General features: G+C 42.1%; 17 protein-coding genes and 1 pseudogene. 4 read left to right on the top strand and 14 right to left on the bottom strand.

Annotated features, from left to right (window positions below; genetic code table 11):
• The first annotated feature begins 17 nt into the window (after positions 1-17).
• Both QYT14_RS15600 and QYT14_RS15595 read left to right on the top strand, forming a co-directional pair.
• Complete coding sequence (locus tag QYT14_RS15600) at positions 18-713, top strand: 5'-methylthioadenosine/adenosylhomocysteine nucleosidase (RefSeq protein ID WP_237040729.1); 696 nt, start codon at positions 18-20, stop codon at positions 711-713.
• A gap of 13 nt (positions 714-726) precedes the next feature.
• On the top strand, positions 727-1,206 hold the full coding sequence (locus QYT14_RS15595) for an S-ribosylhomocysteine lyase (RefSeq protein ID WP_288325571.1): 480 nt from the start codon (positions 727-729) through the stop codon (positions 1,204-1,206).
• Between the two features lie 102 nt (positions 1,207-1,308).
• Here the strand turns inward: QYT14_RS15595 and rpsO are convergent, their stop codons facing one another.
• Entirely contained in the window at positions 1,309-1,578 is a 270-nt protein-coding gene (rpsO, locus tag QYT14_RS15590; protein WP_005943869.1) for a 30S ribosomal protein S15, read from the bottom strand.
• Positions 1,579-2,249: 671 nt separating this feature from the next.
• Here rpsO and QYT14_RS15585 point away from each other — a divergent pair.
• Positions 2,250-3,107, top strand: a pseudogene (locus QYT14_RS15585) (DNA-binding response regulator); the annotation flags it as partial.
• Here the strand turns inward: QYT14_RS15585 and QYT14_RS15580 are convergent.
• The 13 genes from QYT14_RS15580 to QYT14_RS15520 all read right to left on the bottom strand — a co-directional run bounded on the left by QYT14_RS15580 (position 3,108) and on the right by QYT14_RS15520 (position 19,715).
• The gene (locus QYT14_RS15580) at positions 3,108-4,052 is read right to left on the bottom strand and encodes a DUF5106 domain-containing protein (RefSeq protein ID WP_289307068.1); all 945 of its coding nucleotides are present in this window, start codon (positions 4,050-4,052) and stop codon (positions 3,108-3,110) included.
• 241 nt (positions 4,053-4,293) lie between these two features.
• Positions 4,294-6,450, bottom strand: coding sequence for a hypothetical protein (locus QYT14_RS15575; RefSeq protein ID WP_288325568.1), 2,157 nt, complete (start codon positions 6,448-6,450; stop codon positions 4,294-4,296).
• Between the two features lie 19 nt (positions 6,451-6,469).
• Positions 6,470-7,501, bottom strand: a complete 1,032-nt coding sequence (locus tag QYT14_RS15570; protein WP_288325567.1) for a FimB/Mfa2 family fimbrial subunit — start codon at positions 7,499-7,501, stop codon at positions 6,470-6,472.
• A gap of 31 nt (positions 7,502-7,532) precedes the next feature.
• Positions 7,533-8,591, bottom strand: a complete 1,059-nt coding sequence (locus QYT14_RS15565; RefSeq protein ID WP_289307190.1) for a FimB/Mfa2 family fimbrial subunit — start codon at positions 8,589-8,591, stop codon at positions 7,533-7,535.
• Between the two features lie 276 nt (positions 8,592-8,867).
• Complete coding sequence (locus QYT14_RS15560; protein ID WP_237040367.1) at positions 8,868-9,185, bottom strand: hypothetical protein; 318 nt, start codon at positions 9,183-9,185, stop codon at positions 8,868-8,870.
• Between the two features lie 15 nt (positions 9,186-9,200).
• On the bottom strand, positions 9,201-9,470 hold the full coding sequence (locus tag QYT14_RS15555) for a hypothetical protein (RefSeq protein WP_237040368.1): 270 nt from the start codon (positions 9,468-9,470) through the stop codon (positions 9,201-9,203).
• A gap of 25 nt (positions 9,471-9,495) precedes the next feature.
• Positions 9,496-12,453 carry a hypothetical protein gene (locus QYT14_RS15550; protein WP_288326326.1) on the bottom strand — a complete coding sequence of 986 codons (2,958 nt, stop codon included), beginning with the start codon at positions 12,451-12,453 and terminating at the stop codon, positions 9,496-9,498.
• A 21-nt stretch (positions 12,454-12,474) separates the two neighbouring features.
• Positions 12,475-13,524 (bottom strand): fimbrillin family protein, encoded by a 1,050-nt coding sequence (locus QYT14_RS15545; protein ID WP_288326327.1) that lies wholly within the window; start codon positions 13,522-13,524, stop codon positions 12,475-12,477.
• Between the two features lie 26 nt (positions 13,525-13,550).
• On the bottom strand, positions 13,551-14,609 hold the full coding sequence (locus QYT14_RS15540; RefSeq protein ID WP_288325566.1) for a FimB/Mfa2 family fimbrial subunit: 1,059 nt from the start codon (positions 14,607-14,609) through the stop codon (positions 13,551-13,553).
• Between the two features lie 100 nt (positions 14,610-14,709).
• Positions 14,710-16,434, bottom strand: a complete 1,725-nt coding sequence (locus tag QYT14_RS15535) for a fimbria major subunit (protein ID WP_288325565.1) — start codon at positions 16,432-16,434, stop codon at positions 14,710-14,712.
• A gap of 708 nt (positions 16,435-17,142) precedes the next feature.
• Positions 17,143-17,478, bottom strand: coding sequence for a hypothetical protein (locus QYT14_RS15530; RefSeq protein ID WP_288325564.1), 336 nt, complete (start codon positions 17,476-17,478; stop codon positions 17,143-17,145).
• A gap of 187 nt (positions 17,479-17,665) precedes the next feature.
• The gene (locus QYT14_RS15525; protein WP_288325563.1) at positions 17,666-19,132 is read right to left on the bottom strand and encodes a DUF3868 domain-containing protein; all 1,467 of its coding nucleotides are present in this window, start codon (positions 19,130-19,132) and stop codon (positions 17,666-17,668) included.
• 13 nt (positions 19,133-19,145) lie between these two features.
• Complete coding sequence (locus QYT14_RS15520; protein ID WP_288325562.1) at positions 19,146-19,715, bottom strand: DUF3575 domain-containing protein; 570 nt, start codon at positions 19,713-19,715, stop codon at positions 19,146-19,148.
• Positions 19,716-20,147: 432 nt separating this feature from the next.
• Here QYT14_RS15520 and QYT14_RS15515 point away from each other — a divergent pair, with 432 nt between their 5' ends.
• Complete coding sequence (locus QYT14_RS15515; protein WP_288325561.1) at positions 20,148-20,753, top strand: DUF5033 domain-containing protein; 606 nt, start codon at positions 20,148-20,150, stop codon at positions 20,751-20,753.
• Positions 20,754-20,910: the final 157 nt, after the last annotated feature.

Genomic DNA, 20,910 nt, shown 5'->3' with positions numbered 1-20,910 from the left:
TGAAATAAAGTTGAATTATGAAAATAGGAATTATAACTGCAATGAGTGCCGAGCAAAAACAGGTGGAACAACTGCTCGACAACAAGAAAGAATATGCCGAAGGGCCGTTCCTGTATACAGAAGGAACAATTCAAAACAACACGATTATCCTGATGAAATGCGGTATCGGAAAAGTGAATGCCGCCGCCGGCACGGTAGAACTAATCCGCAACTTCCACCCCGATTGCATTATCAGCACCGGTGTGGCAGGAGGTATAGACAATTGCCTGAAAGTGATGGATGTAGTTGCCAGCCGCCAAATCGTCTACCATGACGTGTGGTGCGGCGAAGGAAATGCCTACGGACAAATCCAAGGACTTCCCGCCCTGTTTGAAGGCAACGAAACATTGTTCAACTGCGCCATGTCATTAGACACAGAAACAGCCATCCACGGCGGACTCATCTGCAGCGGAGACAAATTTATCACCGACCGCCAAGAACTCAATACCATCAAGTCAGCCTTCCCCGAAGGACTGGCCGTAGATATGGAATCAGGAGCCATTGCCCAGATTTGTTATATATATAAGGTACCGTTTATCAGTTTCCGCATTATCAGTGACACTCCGGGTGCCGACAATCATTGGGAACAATACACCAACTTTTGGGACACCATTGCCGACCGTTCATTCGAGGTAACTCGCATTTTCCTCCATTCATTACCAGCAAACTTATAATAAAAACAGAAATATGAAAACAATACCCAGTTTTACCATTGACCACATCCGTCTTCTGCGCGGCATCTACGTCTCAAGAAAAGACCAAGTAGGAGGCGACACCGTCACCACTTTCGATATCCGCATGAAAGAACCCAACCGCGAGCCGGCCTTAGGTCAGGGAGCACTGCACACCATCGAACATTTGGCCGCCACTTTCCTGCGCAACCACCCAGTATGGGGCGACAAGATAGTCTATTGGGGTCCGATGGGCTGTCTCACAGGCAATTATTTGCTGATGAAAGGCGACTTAGAATCAAAAGACATCGTAGAACTGATGCAAGAAACCTTCCGTTTCGTTGCTGAGTTTGAAGGCGAAGTGCCGGGTACCGCTCCCAAAGACTGCGGTAACTGCCTGCTGCACGACCTGCCTATGGCCAAATGGGAATCAGCACGCTATCTGCATGAAGTGCTCGAAAAGATGACCGATGAAAATCTGCATTATCCACTGTAAAAAGAACCGGAAGATATGCCCCCATTGGATAAAACGCCAATAAAAAAGCCGCTTCTCTTTTCAGAGTAGCGGCTTTTCTTAAGTCCTTTCCTAAAGAATGGATTACTTACGCAATCCAAGTGCCTTAACGATAGCACGGTATCTTTCGATATCGCGATCCTTCAAGTAGTTCAGCAACGCACGGCGCTTACCTACCAAAGTTGTCAAAGCTCTTTCAGTGCTATAATCTTTTCTGTTGAGCTTCAGGTGCTCAGTCAGGTGAGAAATACGGTATGAAAACAAAGCAATCTGCGCTTCTGCTGAGCCAGTATCAGTGTTAGACTTTCCGTACTTTTCAAAGATTTCTTGTTTTTTAGCTGCGTCTAAATACATAATTTTTAGATTTGTTGATATATAATTTATTCGTTTCGCGGGTGCAAAGATAGACATTATCTTTTATACCACAATGAATTAAGCAATTTATTTTTTATTTAATGCTCAGGTGCGAAAACACATTGCAGCCTCCTTTTCTTTATCGTCTTCGCTACTTGAATGAGACTACAAAGGTATTTTTTATCAAATACATAGGTATTTTAATCAAAAATATAGGTATATCATTCATTTTTTCTCTAAAAAGTTTGGTTTTCTATTTTTTATTCGTATCTTTGTATCGAAGAAATAAACGATGTATTTCTTCAATTATACTAAAGCCCCTTCATATCATTTTTTATTATAGAACCATCCTGAAGAATAAGCGATTCTCTGGATGGTTCACTTTTTTCCAAAAGTATTGCTTTCCCAACAAGAAAAACCGTATCTTTGTTCAGTCAAAACAAAATTCGACTCATAGGGGCATGATTTTCATCTATCTTTCGACAAGCAGTGCATGGAATCCCAACACTTGGGCTATCCTATGCGGTATATTGACAATATTCCTTGTCATAGTGCTGCTTATTGTCTATTTTATTTTCAGACGGCTCCATATTGACCTCGCTATTTTACGTGCAGCACTCCAAAAGCGGCCCTCCCCACCAATCATATCCCCGATTCCTGATTTGCCACCCCAGACTGAAACCGCCGATTCGGTCCAAACTCCGGTTTCCACAGTCGAAACAAAGAAACAGTACACCTTATTAATTATAGAAGACCATCTGGAGATACGTCTGTATCTGAAACTGATATTCGGTAACGAATACAACTTGCTGATGGCCGAGAACGGTGAAGAAGGCTTCAAAAAAGCGTGCGAAGAAATACCCGATTTAATCATTACCGATATCATGATGCCGGTAATGGACGGTTTCAAATGCTGCCAGTTGGTAAAAGAAAACCTTACCACCTGCCACATCCCCGTCATTCTGCTGACCGCCCTCACCGAAGAGGCGAATGTAATGAAAGGAATCGAGCTGGGTGCCGACGATTACATCCAGAAACCTTTCAACCCCAACATACTGCGCACTAAAGTCAAACGTCTCATCAAGAGCCGCGCAGAATTGAAGGAAATATATACCCGACTTCTTACTCCCGGTCCCGAGTCGGAATCATCATCGGAAGAGAAAACAGAAGAAGCCGGAATTCGGTTCCCCGAAGATCCGTTCATCATGGAAATAGTGAGAATTATCAATGAAAACATGAAAAACCCCGATTTCAACGTGAAAAAGCTGGCAGACATCATGGTCATCAGCCAACCTACCCTCTACCGTCGGGTGAAGATGATTACTAATTTCACCATCAGCGAATTTATTCGGGGCGTTCGTCTGAAACGTGCTGCCGAGTTGTTGCGCAGCCGGCGTTACACCGTTCAAGATATAGCCGAAATGGTGGGATACAGCGACCTTGCTACGTTCCGCAAACACTTTGTCGATTTCTATGGTACCACTCCGTCCACCTTCAGCAACAAAATGCTGATGGAAAAGCCGGAATAATTACTTGCTAAGCACTTGTGCCAAATATTGCTCCACTTGTTCCACCGGCGCATCCTTCAGCAATACTTTTTTATCTTTATCAAGCAAATAAAGGGTCGGCATAGCTTTCAAGTCATACAGTTCCCTGTTCAGTACAGTCAATTCCTTATCATAACCGTTTATCCACTTGGAGGGAATCATGTCCTGATGATTCTCCCATACCTCATGCTCTTCATCAGGATAAAAAGCCAGAATCCTGACCTGCTTCATAATCTCCTCATCAGTGAGCACAGGAGATGATTTCATGTGGGCCAACACCTCTGCACACCCATGACAATCAGGGTTATAAAACAACAGCAACGTATAAGGGGTGCGTAAATCATGCATACGCCGTTGTGCTCCCGAAGCCAGTGTATAGACAAAATCGGCAGCAACACCGCCCACCCGGTTCATGTTAATCAGCTTCAAGTCATAGCGTGCACGGCTCTGTGCCGCCTCATCCGCCGATGCATAAGCAGTAACGAAACGGCACACCGGCTCAAACAGCTCTTCATTTCTCATGGGAGAATTAGGGTCGAAAAGATACTTACGCAATGTTTCGACAAAATAGTCCAGCATTTTCGGTTCTGCAGATGCACTCTGCAAAGTGCGGGTCACACAAGAATCCGCCATTGCCTGTGGCACACGTGTCAGCAAATCAATATAATTGGCCATTGCCTGCTCCGTGACGTCGGGCACATGGATATAAGCCGTATCTTTAAACTCAAACTTATCCCAATAGTGATTCACCACAAAATGCAGCCTGTCTTCGGCAGACTGTAGCATAACAGGCACTTCGGGCAATGTAAAAGCCAATGTTTTCTTCTCACCGGCTTTGTCGGCGTTCCCATTTTCCTGCTTTTTCCCTCCGCATGAAGCAAGAAGAACCAGCAGCAGGGCTATGAATGTAAATCGATGCATCTTCATTATTGATTCGTCTGCAAAAGTTAGAACAAAGATAGTGTTTTTTGCCCGATATCCGATTGATTTCCAATCGTTTTCGAGCTTTGTTTCAGCAACTTATGTATCCGGAAAGACTGAACACCTTTCCGGATACTATGTCGACAGTTACGTTCGAGCCTTGACATCCTTTTAATTAGATAATACATTCACTTTCTCAGACTTTCAAGACCAAGAGAGTTTCATTATTCAACTTACGAAGAGGTTATCACCATTGATGATGTGTATAAACCGCTCTCACTCTCATCTTTTGGTTTCTATCAGGAGTAGAAGCAAAGCCGCTTCCATTCCAGTATCTCGTTTCCTTCTTAGCACCACTCAATACAGACGAAGTCCAATAATTACTACCACGGTATATAGGTTCAAATGGCCCCCACTCTTCCTTATGTTGATAATTTAGCATGGCTTGCATCGTTGCTTCATCAGGTAATGCATAATATAAAACCTCAGCACCTTGCCCATTGGTAGGTTTCTCTCCTTTTCTATAGCAATAATAAGCAGCACTTGAAGGTTTATTTATTTGTAAATAAGAAGTATTAAGACCTTCTTTTTCCTTTCCTACCCTGTCACCATAACTATATTTTGCACTAAGTCCGTACTTATCTATTAAATTAGACAATTCATCACCTTGCCATCCCCATTCAAAGCCATCTTTTGTATTATCATCTTCTCCAAACTCTTCAAAACGCTCCATAAAAACAATTTGCTCTATCCCATTATAAGTAACTTTTATAGGAATAGGTACATATTGTCTAACAATAATTTCTTGAGTTTTAGAATCTTTCTCCAATATAATCTTCATTTCTCTATAAAGTTTACTTCCTTCCAGAGATTTCTCCGTAAATGCTCCATCCGGATCCAAAGGCCCACTTCCATAAAATAAAGGTTGAATATGGAACATAAGTTTTCCATTTTTCCCAACCGTAAAGTTATTTAGGGTTGGATTTGTCCATCCTGTCCCAGAATCATCTGTAGCAAACTCTATCCACGAAGTACCTTGATTACCTACCTGTACGTTTTTTACTTTCCAACCATCACCCATCACAGCAAACGTACCGACAATATCATGTGCATCAAAATCAAACTTATCTTTCACAAAACCCCAGTCTCTTACATCCATATCGACGCGCCAACTCAAATCGTTCGGATTTACTACCAGCTTTCCATCTTCCACTTTTCCATCTTCCTTGGCACCACCAAAACCTTTTAAGTTCAAGGTCAATTTATAATAGTGATTCCCTTCCACATCAAAGTTAGATTTATCGTCCTTTCCCAAGAAGAAGCGATAGACAATCTTACCGCTAACCTTTACCGCCTGTGTAGCTGCATCGCGGTATGCATAGTCAGCATCAATTTCCACATAAGAATATTTATAGTTTTTCTCTCTGTTCTTGGCGTCATCCACAGAGCTACATCCGGCAGGATACTTTATTCTAGCTTCCGTATTTCCACTATTATTATCTCCCTGCATATTTTCAAACAGGTAAAGAGGCTGAAAATTTTCGGGTATACCGCTTGCATCAGCATGTTCGCCTACATGAGAACCTTGAGTGACCGCCCCCATATTTAAAGTCTGTTCTTGACTGACTTCAAGACTCTCACTTATATTTTCTATCGCATTCAGCGATGTAACCGCACATTGACTGGGCACATTGCGCAAACGAATCTTGGTCGGAGTAATCGTCACGCCCGGGTATAATCCTGCACCATCCAACTTCACTGAAAGCATGGCGCGGGTACGTTTCAAGTCGATATCAAACCGCTTACAATTCAAAGCACCATTAGGGTCATTATGCTGGGTATCATTTTTAATAGTAGACATACCATACATCATGCAATAACCATCCTTCAACTTCTCCTCACCTTCTTCCTTTATTGCATTCCACTGATTAATAGTAGTGTTATACAAATCTTGTCCATAGTTCGCTATCACTTCCACCTTCAGCACATGCTTTGCCGCCAAATCGTTGCAATGAATATGTACATCCGAATTGGTATCCATTTTGTCCACACTATGCCCATTGATATAATATGTCTTGGCAGCACCACCTACAGACTTACCATCCACATTAATAGCATCCCCTTTACAATAAATATGGGTATACGATGTTGCCTCTGTCCCTCCATGCTTATTTACATGAAATAAAATATTCAAATCATTGACCTTAGAGAGCAATCCGTCGATTCCTCCTGCCGCCCTACCATTCATATTGACAGGAAGCAAGTCATTGCGTGAGATTACAATCTGGGTAGCCGCTTCGCCATCCACACTGCCGCCCGAAGCGGAAGACTCCAAATCTTCTGCCGTGCACGCCGCCAACAGTCCGACCACAAAGAATAACCATATATACTTTAACGCTTTCATATCTTCTCCTCCTGTCCTTTTATTCGTAATCAGAATTTATCTCTTCCACCACCCATTTTTTTACTGTCGACTTAACGTCCGTCTTAATGTTACCGCTATCGTCTCCTTTGCTCAGAAGGAACTCATAAATGGTGTTTCTACGCACTTCATATTCCGATGAGCCGGCTTCATAATCCTTAAAACGAATTTCCACGGGAACATTTTCAACCGTGTTTCCCTTGCCGGTTGACATCACCAGCTCAAGAGAAGTGCCGCCGGGAGTCTGTTCGGGCAGATAGAACTCTTTCTGCTTGCCGGAAGTAATTTCATTGCCGGTAAATTTCAACACATTCTCTAGCGAAGCTCCTTCCGCAGGCACTGCAAAGGGGTCCTGCGCCAAGCAAAAGCCTTTATCCTTGGCACCTTTCGCTTGTAAGCTCGCAATCGAATAGTCACATCCATCTGCCACCTTTATGCGAACCTTTGCCACCGCACGCTCCAAAGGAATCTCTCCACTGTTGCCCATATTGCCGGCAACAGTCAAAACACACTCACCCGACATAGGGATATATTTTCCACTAGTTCCGTCAGCCACACTCCAAGATACAGTTCCATAGCCAAAAGTAGGATTCTTTTTCCAGTAGGCATACTTTGTACCTATTCCAGGCACAACAAGAGCAACACCTCTGCTTTCATAGTTTGCCATCATCACCAACCTCACACTTTTCCCATAAACATTATCAGGCAACACGCCTGTAATCTCTCTTGTTATATCATAATCGTTACCCGAAAGCTGCAAGCCGGTCACTTCGCCCATGCAACTACCATCACCATTATTGAAAACATAGATATGTATATCCGACGTACCCTTTATCGTGTTCTCATATTGCTCTTCGCCTGTAGTTTCCCTCGCCACACTATAAGGAGCCCCCTCTGCTGTGGGCATGGAAATCTTCAGTCTCACTGTCGCCTTTCCTTCAGGGCATCCCCCGCCTTCGTCCATCACGTCGGCACACGACGCAAGCCCGATGCAGAACATCGCCACCATTATATATGTTAACCATTTCTTCATGATTCCTCTGTTTTTAAGCGTTACACACTCATCACATATTCATATCATTGAAACGAACCACCCAGTCATTGATAATGATGCGGGTATTAATCCATTTCATACTTTCGTCTAAGAAGAAAGTCATGTTGTACTCATCTTGACGGTCGAGATACTCCTGGTTAGTCATGTCATGACCTTCGGCTTCGGTGAGCAACAGGTATTTCACTAAGGGGATGGAGAGAACCGTTTCGCCGGTCTCGGTGTTGGTAATAGTCAGCTTGGGGTTGTTTTCCTCCACCAACCGGCCCACTGTGATTTGGGCAATCGCTACGCTGATGTTGTCATCTTCGCCAGCCGTGTCGCCTTCGGCACGTGCCGACTTGCCTACCACCGTACCGCCCTGTGCACGGTAATAAGGATAATATGTCAGAGTTTCGTCCGAAATCAGTTTGTTGTCGTAGTTCATCAAACCGTTGTCGTCCGTAATCGTAAATTCAAATTTATCTACATCTACCGTTACCCCGTCCATTTGCTGGAGGATAACGCGGATGGTATTGGTGTTCTTCACCAAAGGAACAGTCACCACTTGTTGGGTTGCCGCGCGGGTAAACGACTGTTTGGTAACCTCGCCATGCCACAAAGAAGAAAGTTTGCTGCTTACCACAGCGCTTCCGTCGGCTGCACGAGAGTAAATGCGGTCCATTTTACATTGAAGCTCTTCCAACGAAGACACTCCCTGCGTAATCAAAGGAACGGAGAAGGAGGCCTCATCGCTCAGACCCGCCCATGTAATAAGGTGGTAATCGCCCGGCTCCATATCGACCACCATCGAGTAGCCGTCGGCGGCCAAAGCATCGCCTGCCTCAGTTTTCTGGTATACCAGCTTGCCGTTGTCATCAAAAGCATAAAGAGCAACACTGCTTACTTCGCGAGAGAAAGCATCGGCATACTTCATGTTATAATCATACTTAAACTTCACCCTGTATTCCACAGAGCAGTCCACATCGTCTTCGTCCAAAATACTGTCGCATGACGTGGCTGTGAACCCTACTGCCACAGCCATCATTGTAGTACATGCGAACGTTCTACTTAATAAACCCTTAATCTTCATATCTTTGTTCCTTTCCGGCCCAGCACTGAGCTCTTTCTTTTATTGTTCATCACTGATGCAAAGATAAAGACTTTCCACTACGGTGTCCGTCGGTGTTTTCGGCAAAATAAGGTTGGCAAAATGTGAAGAGTGGGTATTAACGGCATTATATGGGGCATTTCCTTCACTTTTGAATAATATGCCTGTCCTGATGAAAGAAAAGCCCCCCTCCGGTTTCTTATTTATTTTTGAAGAAACACGGAGGGGGACTTCTTTTTTACTTAACTGTTAAATCATTCAGCTGGGAATTACTCCATCCAGTTCCGAGAGCCACTCTTGGAAACCGTTTTGAAGAGTATATCTCAGCACATATTCTTTATGACTGTAACTGATAACCAAGTCTTGAGGTATACGGTCAATATCCACTATGGCACGTGCAAGCCACAGCGTATTGTCCATGACATAGCGTTCCAATGAAATGCCGGTCATTATCCGGCTCAAGAAATATGCAGACCGTTCGTAAACATACCATTTGCCTTCGTCCCCTTCCTGATAGATGTATATCAAGCCGGAGTTATCCAGTTCTCTTTCCAATACTTTTACGACCTCACACATGATAATTTTCCTTTTTTAATCGTTCTTTAGCAACAGCATTTCCGAATCAGAGCATAGAGCGACAAACCAGCTCGCATTGAGCAGCAGATTGAGGTCTACCTCCACCTTCTCCAGCATGACACCGTAGAAGGAACACACATGGTTTTTTAGCTCGACAGCCCCAGCAGCCAACTTCTTGAGCAGAACTGCCGAACGGTCGTATGCATACCATTTACCATTCTCTTCATACAAGTACACTTCCGAGCGACTTGATGATTCTCTATCCATGATTTCAAAAATATCCATAGTATCAATTTCTTCTAATTCTTAATTAATTTCCATCGCGTACACATCGAATCTTTCCTTGTATGTTTTGATCATTAGTCCCATCATTATAAAGTTTACCATGCCCATCCCGAGTCCAGTTATATGAAAAACCATTAGCCAGATAGAACAAAGACTTGTAAACATGAGCATAACGACCCGAATAACGATCTTGCCCCTTAGAATTCCATTTAGTCACAAGCGAGTTAGTTGGTATATTATCTTTGGTTTCTTGGTCGTTCCATTCCCAAAATTCAAATTTAGTACGTGTTAATAAAATTTCAGCATCTCCTTTAATCGTTTCTGAAGAAGTAGCCTGCATCATTATATTCACTTCTGTCAAAGTAGGAATACGCCATGAGTTTCCAAAAGTTTTACCACAAACAGTACTCCGCCCATCCTCAGCCTTTGTATTCTCGTCTTTGAATTTAACCTTTTCTGTTAGAGACTTATTATATGTAAATTTAATAGCCGGCCTATTATTTTCACTAAAAGTGGTACAATGCCCATCTATCTCTTTAGACTCCAAACTCTCACGTACAGACGCTCTATTCAAATAGGTCAATTCAATAGTCTCATCAGACTTGGTGAAAATATTCTGATATTGATTTTCATCATCCCACTTGATATTATCTCTATCCGTTTCAGATACATCTACACCGAGGTCACGCACACAGCGAACATAGAACTTTGAATCAAAAGAATCATTTTTAGAACCGTTCGACAATCCCTCCTCGGCCCATAATATTTGCTGATTGTAACTAGAAATATAATGTTTATACTCCCACTTTCTATTATCACCAATCGCTTCATTAAAGTACAGACGAGCAGCCTGGTCATTAATGCCATACATTCCTATATACATTTGCTGATATTGATACAGAGAAGGTACATACCAGCGAACCTCATCGGCTGTAATCTTTCCATCTCCATTCAAATCTCTATTACGCTGCATACAAGCATATATCATATTCTGTGCCTTCTTATCAATTTTAAATGTCAGATACCCTCTATCATCAATAAGGGTCGTCCAAGCATTTTCATTATTAGGATAATAAACCGTGCTAAGGGTATTCTTACGACCATATTTTTCATCCTGACCAGATGTAATGTTTGTACCTTTCGGCATTGTTTTACTTCCTTCTGTCAAATTCTCTTCTATTGATTCCAGTCCCCAAGCACGATTCAATCCCGACGCATCTTTATTATAAATGGTCAATATTGCCTTTTGGCGCAACACATAAGCAGCAGAAGTCACACTGCTCCGTCCATCCGAGCTTATTTTTGTGTTTGCCAAAATCAATAACTTACGGTCATCCGTATTCACAAATTCTTTCCATGAAGCAACATCATTTGTCTTCGGATTTTTCTCATAATAGTTTTCATCCACATAAACCGTATAACGGACTTTATTATTGCTATCATAACTGGTATTTTTCTTCAAATCATCCAAGAATTCCTTAACAGTCATTATTTTCTTATTATCTTTGCTAGCTTTCGTATACGGATATGGATAATACTTACCATCACTAGAAGTCGTTTTTTTAACAAATTTCACCCAATTGGAATAACGTTTCTGTTCTGCCGTTTCCGTATCATCTTCTCTATAAGCAATACTACCGTAAGGCGTATTGACAGCATAACCAAAACTCTTAAGTTTCTTAGCTGTTTCAATCTGTGCTTTTGTAAATTCCAAAACAGCGGTACCATAATGCGAATCAAACGGCACAGGTTGTCCTCCATCAAATATAACGACATCACCTTCCGCATCCGGGCGGTTCTCTGATTTAGTATTTACTTCCACTGTTATTTCATTCACACCTTTTACCCGAACGATATAGGTATATTGCGTATTGCGATTAGTAATGTAGCTATTATAATCATTACCTGAATTTTCTCCAAGCAGAATATAATATTGTACATCGGCATCTACCGTAACAGGAGCATCTGATTTTTTCCCATTTTCATCTGTTACATAAGACTTTCCGGAAAAATGTCCTTTCAACAACACGTATGTGGCATTGGAAGGCGCATTGGTGAAAACTTTCCTTTCACTCTCTTTGCCGGAATCCTTTACCTCACTCCATGCAGCACGATCACCATAAGCCTCCACCTCTTTTTGAGCCCCGGCACATCTTTCCTGCACATAAAAACTAAACTCTCCCTTATTGGCAAAGTCATAACTAGTCACAGAATTATAATACGCAGCCTCATCAACTTCTTCTCCGGTAGAAAACAAATGCACTTCACGTGGCGCATTCACTACCTGCCAGCTTGCCAACGTGAATTTTCCCTGACTGTCGCTACTGGTATCCACATCAAATTTTATACTTGCATCAACACGAACCAAATGAATCGTTCCATCTAATTGTCCATCCTTAGAAATGGTAACTTTACCATCATCAGACAAAGCAGTGCCGGCACTATAATATCCACTCATTGTAAATGTGGAAGGAGTTACAGTCGGTTCCTTTGCCAACGCAGTTTTAAGCCCGGTTACATTTGTCACTTCATTTAAATCATCAAGAATAGCTGAACCAACTTTCATATTCACATTGGCAACCCCCATAATAATCCGTTCGCCCGAGCTCGTGATAATATTTGACAACGTACCAGCTTCTCCATTTTCATTTCGTGAAATGACAGCATTTGCATTTGTACTATACTCAGAAACACTATTCGTTTCACCACTGGCAAAATAGTATTTGCTTACCAACTTCTCCGAACCTGCATCAAAAATAAACAAATAAAAATCTGAGACTTGAGCTGTCAAATCTATAGCACGAGTTGAAATATTTACCGAATCCCTTTCAGGTACAGACAACTCCATGCTTATTATAACTTCCCTGCCTCCTACCTGTGCATCAGGAACAAGCGAATCGTCAGCACACGAAATCATGCCCGATACAAGTAGAATCAGCAAAACTACATACTTAAACTGCATATATAAATTGTTTCTTTTCATACTTTTTCCTCCTCTACTTATTTATTCAAATGGCGGAACAGTTACACTGCCTACAGCCTGCCAAGCATAAACATCGTATGACAAAACGATGATGTTTTCATCCTTCACCGTAATATTATATATGTATGAATGGTTACGAATCACATTCTCAGAAAATTCTATATCTTTCTCCTTTGCTACGCCGTTTTGTTCGTAGGCTACAGTAATAGTCAAAGGTCTTTTAGCAATATCCTGTTCCGGCAGATAAATCTTATTTTCGTATGAAGTGGTGACATTAAGTCTTTCGTATTTGATAATTTGAGTTCCGGCATCAACCGGCACATCAGGAACTATATAATAATTGTTACTGAGAGTAGCATCAGACTTACATTTGCCTTTATTCATAGCCCCTTTAATGGTAATTCCGGTAATCTTAAATTTATTTCCATAACCCTTACCACCATCTATCAAGAATCCCAGTTTAGCCACCGCACGGTGCATATCGCAAGACTGAGTTAATTGGTTAGCAGATAAAGTAAATGCTGAGGTAGCTCCCCACATCGGAATACGACGATAATCCAATGACGTTTCATCAGTGTTCCACGGAGTCTGAGTTCCATCATAAGAATAAATCAAAGAGTTATAAAGGTCAGACTCTGAGATGCTTTCGCTGAAAGTAGTATTCACTTCATTCTGCTTTAAATTGGCTAAAACCACCAACTTCAAAGAACTGCCGAAAAGACCTGTTGCATCAAACGTACCTTCCAAAACCTTCACGTTAGAATTGCCTGACTGATTGGTAACAGAGGTAATTGGAACTCTCCCTTTAAAAGTATTTCCTTGGAATACCAATACATAGACATCATCTGCAATGATTGTCTTTTGTCCCTCCGTTGTATCATCCGTGCCACCATCCGTAAAGTCTCGTGCCTGTGCCCCCCGTTCTGCCGGGTCTCCCCCCGGCAATGCAATCTGCAAGTGCACGCTCACCCGTCCGTCGGTCTGCGGTTCGGGCACCGTGCCATTGTCCTGACACGAAGCAAACCCGATACAAACGAGGAGTAATATTATATATGAGTACCATTTCTTCATAATTTCTTTTTGTTATGCGTTACACATTACATATTCATATCATTGAAACGAACCACCCAGTCATTGATAATGATGCGGGTATTAATCCATTTCATACTTTCGTCTAAGAAGAAAGTCATGTTGTACTCATCTTGACGGTCGAGATACTCCTGGTTAGTCATGTCATGACCTTCGGCTTCGGTGAGCAACAGGTATTTCACTAAGGGGATGGAGAGAACCGTTTCGCCGGTCTCGGTGTTGGTAATAGTCAGCTTGGGGTTGTTTTCCTCCACCAACCGGCCCACTGTGATTTGGGCAATCGCTACGCTGATGTTGTCATCTTCGCCAGCCGTGTCGCCTTCGGCACGTGCCGACTTGCCTACCACCGTACCGCCCTGTGCACGGTAATAAGGATAATATGTCAGAGTTTCGTCCGAAATCAGTTTGTTGTCGTAGTTCATCAAACCGTTGTCGTCCGTAATCGTAAATTCAAATTTATCTACATCTACCGTTACCCCGTCCATTTGCTGGAGGATAACGCGGATGGTATTGGTGTTCTTCACCAAAGGAACAGTCACCACTTGTTGGGTTGCCGCGCGGGTAAACGACTGTTTGGTAACCTCGCCATGCCACAAAGAAGAAAGTTTGCTGCTTACCACAGCGCTTCCGTCGGCTGCACGAGAGTAAATGCGGTCCATTTTACATTGAAGCTCTTCCAACGAAGACACTCCCTGCGTAATCAAAGGAACGGAGAAGGAGGCCTCATCGCTCAGACCCGCCCATGTAATAAGGTGGTAATCGCCCGGCTCCATATCGACCACCATCGAGTAGCCGTCGGCGGCCAAAGCATCGCCTGCCTCAGTTTTCTGGTATACCAGCTTGCCGTTGTCATCAAAAGCATAAAGAGCAACACTGCTTACTTCGCGAGAGAAAGCATCGGCATACTTCATGTTATAGTCATATTTGAATTTTACTCTATATTCTACAGAGCAATCTACATCATCTTCATCGAGTATGCTGTCGCACGACACAACGGCACTTCCCAATGTCATGGCCATCATCAAGCCAAAAGAGAATTGTCGGGCGAATGTTTTTACTGTTTTCATGCTTTTATTGTTTTAATGGAATGTTAGAATAGTAATTTCTGAAAAAGGAGTGGAGGAGGATTACCTCCTCCACTTTATTTAGAGAGTTTTTGTGTTCGGATTAGAATTCAATGTTGTTGAAACGTACCTGCCAAGGAAGAATCTGAGCTGACAACTTCAGATAGAAGTTCTTGTCTGTATCCTCACCTTGTTCGTCACCTGTCGGGAATACAATTTCTGCACTACCAATCGATTTGAAACCTGTTACCTTCAACACATAAACATTGTTACGCATAATTGCACGTTCCATAGTTTCGCTTCCTTCATGGTGGAAAATATCTTCTGAACAATAGTAACAATGTCCACTTTCGTATGTAGTTAAGTTTTCCGTATCTGCTTTAACATCATTTATAGATTTACCGTTATTAGCAGCAGCTTCCGCAAGGCTCAAATAATATTTTCCCTTATATTTATATACGTCATTATTATAAGAGTCACCGTCTGCATTGCAAATCTGACCACGGAAAATCACACCTGTTACATAATTACCATTCTGGTTTGCCTTCTTTACGATGTTTTCAAAACAATAAGCTAAACGTTCTCCTATAATCCCCTCAGTTGTTTCTGTGGAAGGCAACTCCTGGAAGTATGCTTTAAATTCATCAGTTTCTTCATCATTTTTAATTACCTGCACGGCTTTCACATCATCTGCTACATTATAGAAATAGTTATTATACTCTGTTCCATTAGCATTTTTTGCCACGGTATTCGGATCCATCAAATAGTTCTTGGCGCCTAAAGATCCAAAGAATGTAGGATTCTCCCAAGTTGATTCAGTAGCAAGATGTCTTACAGCATATACAGAGTTAGAAAGATTCACCAAAGCAACTTTATCCAACTTAACATACCAATTTCTAGTACCGGATTCCTTCTGTGTTTTCCATACGATATCGTCTTCATTATCAACGGTTGTTTTTTCAAACAGTTCAGCCTCAGGATTACCATTTGCACCAGGATAGGTTTCACCTTTAGACACATAATAATCACCTTTATGTTCATAGATATCTTGTCCATCCAATGTACCATGAGCCATACCGGTCATATAGGTAGCAATCCCATTTTCAACACGCCAACCAACAGTTGTTTCAACTGTATATTTGTCAGTTGTATCTTCCACCTTATACAGATTGCTTTCTGCACCAGATGCATAAGTAATCTTGGAAACAACACGCTCTACATCAACAGAAGCAGTGGATGGGCTGCCTTCCTGATTTGAAACTACAATCGCTTGCCCCAGCACTTTATTAACCATCATAAAATGATTGTTGCTAGCAATAACAGATGTAGGTTCACCACTAGTAGCAGCATTTACTTCATAGCTAGTAATATAGTCATACATAGTTTTTTTGCCTGAAGGAAGAGTACCAGCGCTTTCAAACGTTTCCATTGCAGTTTTGATATCCTGACAAGGGTTCAAAATCACAATAACATCATAAGTACCCGATTCAGCAACTTTTAGTTGAGGCTCATAAGTAATATTTGTACCACTTCCTTGTTCATTCAATTCAGATTTACTCAAAGAGAAAGCAAACTCCTTACCCTCTTTGTGCAGCAAAACCACAGCATCAGTTACACCAGACTCGCCTTCCGTACCGAAATCTATTTTATCACCATTTTCATTATCAGCCGCACGTGATGAATCAGTAGTAGCACCAATTACCAATGTCAAGTTAGCCTTCACTTTTTCTTGTTCGCCATTACCATTGTTATCCACAATGTCTTCGTTTGTACATGCAGCTAATGCAGCGCATGCAAACAGTCCGAATAATAAACCCTTAATCTTCATAATTTTAATTTTTAAGTTTGCAATTATTATGTTTTGTAAATTTCATTCTCGCATTCGTTCTTGTCTTTCGACATTGCAAAGATAAGGGCGTTTTAGGATTGGTCTTAATCGGTGTTTTCGGCAAAATAGATTGGCAAATTCGGAAAAGTGCATTTCATGGGTAATTTCAAGGGCATTTAATTCAATTTTGAATGATACACACATTGCGATGCACAAAATACCCACTATCTTTTTTCCAATTATTTTTTGCGGGAAGAAGCTTTTTCAAGTCTCCTTTTTTCAATTGTTAAATTATTCAATGAATTGCCCACCACAAGGTAAAACGTTCAGTGTCTAAAGGTGGATTTGCCGACGCTTTCCTACTGCTTATCGCATACAAAGGGAAGGGTAAGGTGTTTCATGCCGTCAGCTAAGGTCTTTTGAGCGGAAGATTACTATAGTCTGCGGCAATGGACTGTATAGTCCATTACTGCAGACTGTACAGTCCATTGCAGCAGACCGTACAGTCCACTGCCGGAGACTGTAATAGTTCGACTTATAAAAGGGGATAATCTAAAGGAGGGAAACGCTTAGTCGGACTGATATAATCAGTTAGCTATCGGCAAGAACGAATGATACTCTTTTTACGGAAGACCGGAAATAAAAAAAGGTGAGACATTACGCTCACCTTTACTGAAAATATATTCTTTCTTATCAAAGGGAATCAATTCAGAGGGAATCAATTTCGGCAAGGGAAAGATGGGTGATGTTCATAATCTGCTCCGGTGTCATTCCCATGGATTTCAGATTGCGGGCAATTTCAAGAGCTTTTTTTTGTTCCCCTTTCTGCAAGCCTTTCTCGATACCTTCTTCAATACCTTTCTGAACACCTTCTTCAAAACCTTCCTCGATACCCTTCTTGGCAGCATAGTCAATAGTAGCCAAATAGTCACGGTAGGCATTGACACTATTTTCATAGCGCACAGGGTCTTGTTCGAATGCTTCCTGAGTGAATATCTTATCGAAGTCATAATCATCAATGAACGGATAAATTCTGTTATTCATTTTATTGCTTTTTTCGTTCGTAGTGTATTAACCGCAAATATACTGTTTTGTTTCAATTTCGGGATAAGCAGGAGTGCTTTTGTTGCTAATAATAATTCAAAATCCGGGTACAGCCTCTGCTGTCCCGGATTTTACCTTGCGCTTTTCACAAAGAGCAAGTTTCTTCTAACATCTTTTATTGTACTGTTTATTTCTTATTTCCAAATATAGCATTGTCTTTTCTTTTTTTAGCGACTTCTTCCAAGTTGGCACCGGCTTCGGAAGAACCTAGGCCCTGTGCCTTCTTGAAATTAGTCTCTGCTTGGTCGAGGTCTCCCTGCAACAGATTCAGCACGCCTCTGTTGTTCAGCGTTGCACTCGCTTGTGCATCAGCCTTGTCCAGATAACGGGCTGCCTGTTGCAAGTCACCTCGTTGGAGTTCGATAGCGGCAGCGTTTATATTCGCTGTTGGGTCATCAGGGAACATGCGCACTGCCACATCGAACACTTCGTTGAATTCCTTACTGCCCTTTGCATAGGTCTGAGCCACCAGGTACATTTCCTGCAAGCTCAACTGCTGGGGACGTGTCTTTATGATTTGTTTCGCTTCTTCTACATTAAATCCGCGCACCACATAGCGCACTGTGTAGTCTGAATGACGCAAGCCCGGATAGCAGTCCTGCAACAGTGAAGCGTATATCTTGCCACCATCCAAAGCTTTGATGCGTCCTTCTTTGAAATCAAAATCATTTTCATCCTTATCTATTATGAACAGTATTTCGTCTTTGCGCGGCAAATTGCTCTTTGCCACATAGTCACGCAGGCCGGCCCAGTCTTCGGCTACCGAATTAACCCGGAACAGGTCTGACTTGAAACCGTAGGAGTCCATCACATACTTCTTCAGCGCCTCGGCACGGCCTTGAGCCAGACGAGCATTGGATGCATAACGGCCTTCGGGAGATGCATAGCCGGTGATGTCTATCTCGGTAATCTGTGTATTGGCATCGTTCTTCACCACATCTACCGTTGCCTTAATCTTTTCGAGTTCGGAAGGATTGCGGCGGTAGTCGGGATAAATCTTTGTCTGGTTCACCGGAAAGTCGAGATAAGCCTGACCTTCTTCAGCACGGTTTTTGATGGCTTCGACAGCCGGAGATACAAAAGCTACCATCGGCTGCACGGTGTAACGTTCCAAGTTGGCACGAGCGATGAGGGCATTGCTCTCTTCCTTCTGGCAGTTGGCACAACCACGTACATCGGCCAACAGCTCAAGCTCTGCACCGTTCATCCACTTTTCGTAAGGGATGCGTGCCGAGTAATTCACCGTTTGTGATGTTCCGTTCTTGCGGCGCAACACCGAGAAGGCATCCGCAGGAATTTCATGATTGCGCTGCTGCACGATATTGCGTGTGCGGCCATACACCCAAATGGCAGGCAACACCTTATTATAACTGTTATCTTGAGTCTTCAGCACCGGAGTGAGTGTAGCCACACGGTTGGAAGATAGCTGCATATCGGCCGGAAGGGTAACATCCATTCCTATCATCACCTGGCCGTTGTCACCTATCAGGATAGAAGGGTTAGCAACCTGAACCCGGCTGCCGCACAGATTCTGTGCACCTGCCGGAAGCACCGGCAGCAACAATGTTAAAAGGATATAGCGTATCAGTTTCATAATTCATCTGTTTTTAGAATATATAAATAAGGTTGAGGGCAGCCTTGGTAGGACCGAAATAGTTCTTATGAGATTTCTCTACCATGTCTCCACATTCTTCACACTCATATTTCTTATAGCTCACGTATGCATAGCCGATACCTATGGTTGCGCCCAGGTTCCAATGACGCCCCAATACAAACTGGTAACCGTAACTGATGCCACCGCCATAGAACCGACCTTTATAACGATAGTCTTTCAAATCATCAAAAGGCGAGAAAGGTAAATCGATGCCGGTGGTGTGATAAGCGCCTCCCATCAGATGGGCACCAAAGAAGTGGCCGTTGAATTTATCACAAAGCCAATAGCGGAGTTCGGGTTGAACCATTGCCAGCTTCAGCATTTTATTGTCGCTGTACTTCCATGGATTGTAATACACCGGTATATCCAAGGTCAGTTTCTTGCTCAAACCCACTTCTACTCCCAGATTCGGTATGGCAACTGCATCCATCGCCACATTGGTCTTAACAGCTACCTGTCCATACATATATAAGGAAGAAGCCAGCAGACACATCAATACAAATAAAGTTCTTCTTATTACCATATTCATTTCACCTAAAGTTGTTTTCTACTGCTGCAAAGATAGGCTCTATTTTTTTAACAGGAAGTTGGCGAATTAGTCTTTGTTAAGAGGTAGTTTCGGCAAAATGCAAAGTAGCCCCGAAATTAATTCACCCCTCATCGGGATAAAGTGTCGGGAAATTATTCACGGAGAATTATTCATTGGGATGAAAGAAACACCGATGGCGTTTCTTTCATTCGGCACCTGTATTTCATTCATAGTGAATAATACGCCGCCTTATGCCTAAAACACCCCTGTTTTGTTCAACAAGGGGCGTTTAATTCATAAAAAGAGGGTGTTTTCTTCAAAAAATCTCTGAAATAATTTGTTTATTTGAAAATAATACCTACTTTTGAAGCGAATGATAATGGGTCAATCATTCAAACGTATAAGAAATAATAAAAAAATAGTTCTATGAAGGCAATTTATTTATTAATTGTCACACTCATCATGATGAGTTTGGCATCCTGCACTGCAGAAAGTAGTGACCCCGTTGACAACTCAAGTTCAACGTATTTTTTGGAAAAAACGTATGGCGCCAGAAGTGTTACATACGAGGAAAACAATTCTGACAATTTGAATCTAAACGATTTACCTGCTATCAGTTTAAAGGAAGCAGATGAAATCTTATCGAATCTTCGCAAACATACCAATGCGAAAGAAGAACATAATGTATTGGCTGCCGATAAGGGCAATCAAACTTTGCTGAAAGTGATTACCAGCCAGACAATCAATGGCAAATACACCTTCACAATTCAGCTTAACCTTACCAGCTATGCCGATGGTGACTTATATTATAACGGATATAATGCCGAATGTAGTTCCTCACTCATGAAATGGTATGTGAAAGGATTCAGCTTGGCCAGCGACAACAGTGAAGGCAATTTTATTTTCCAATCAGAAAGCTATATTTATATGAAGGTGGCAGACAACGGAATCAAATATATGCAGATTCCGGTTAGCATCCAGGGTACTTATAACCCGAAGAACCATGACGCTTCATTCACTTATAAACTATAGGTATCAGATTCTATAAATCAGTTAGGGCTGAAAAGATTGTGGGGTGATATTAAGCTCTATGAAGGGAAGGAAGAATCTGTATGCGTGATAGGTGCACATGGGTTCTTCACTTCCTTTCTTTTGAATTATTATTTAACGTATGACACTTCAATGGTAT

Origin of the sequence: uncultured Phocaeicola sp. (assembly GCF_948499155.1) — a bacterium.
In the GTDB taxonomy this organism is placed as follows: domain Bacteria; phylum Bacteroidota; class Bacteroidia; order Bacteroidales; family Bacteroidaceae; genus Phocaeicola; species Phocaeicola faecalis.
The sequence above is the reverse complement of the archived record's forward strand: the minus strand, read 5'-3'. Positions and strand labels throughout refer to the sequence as shown.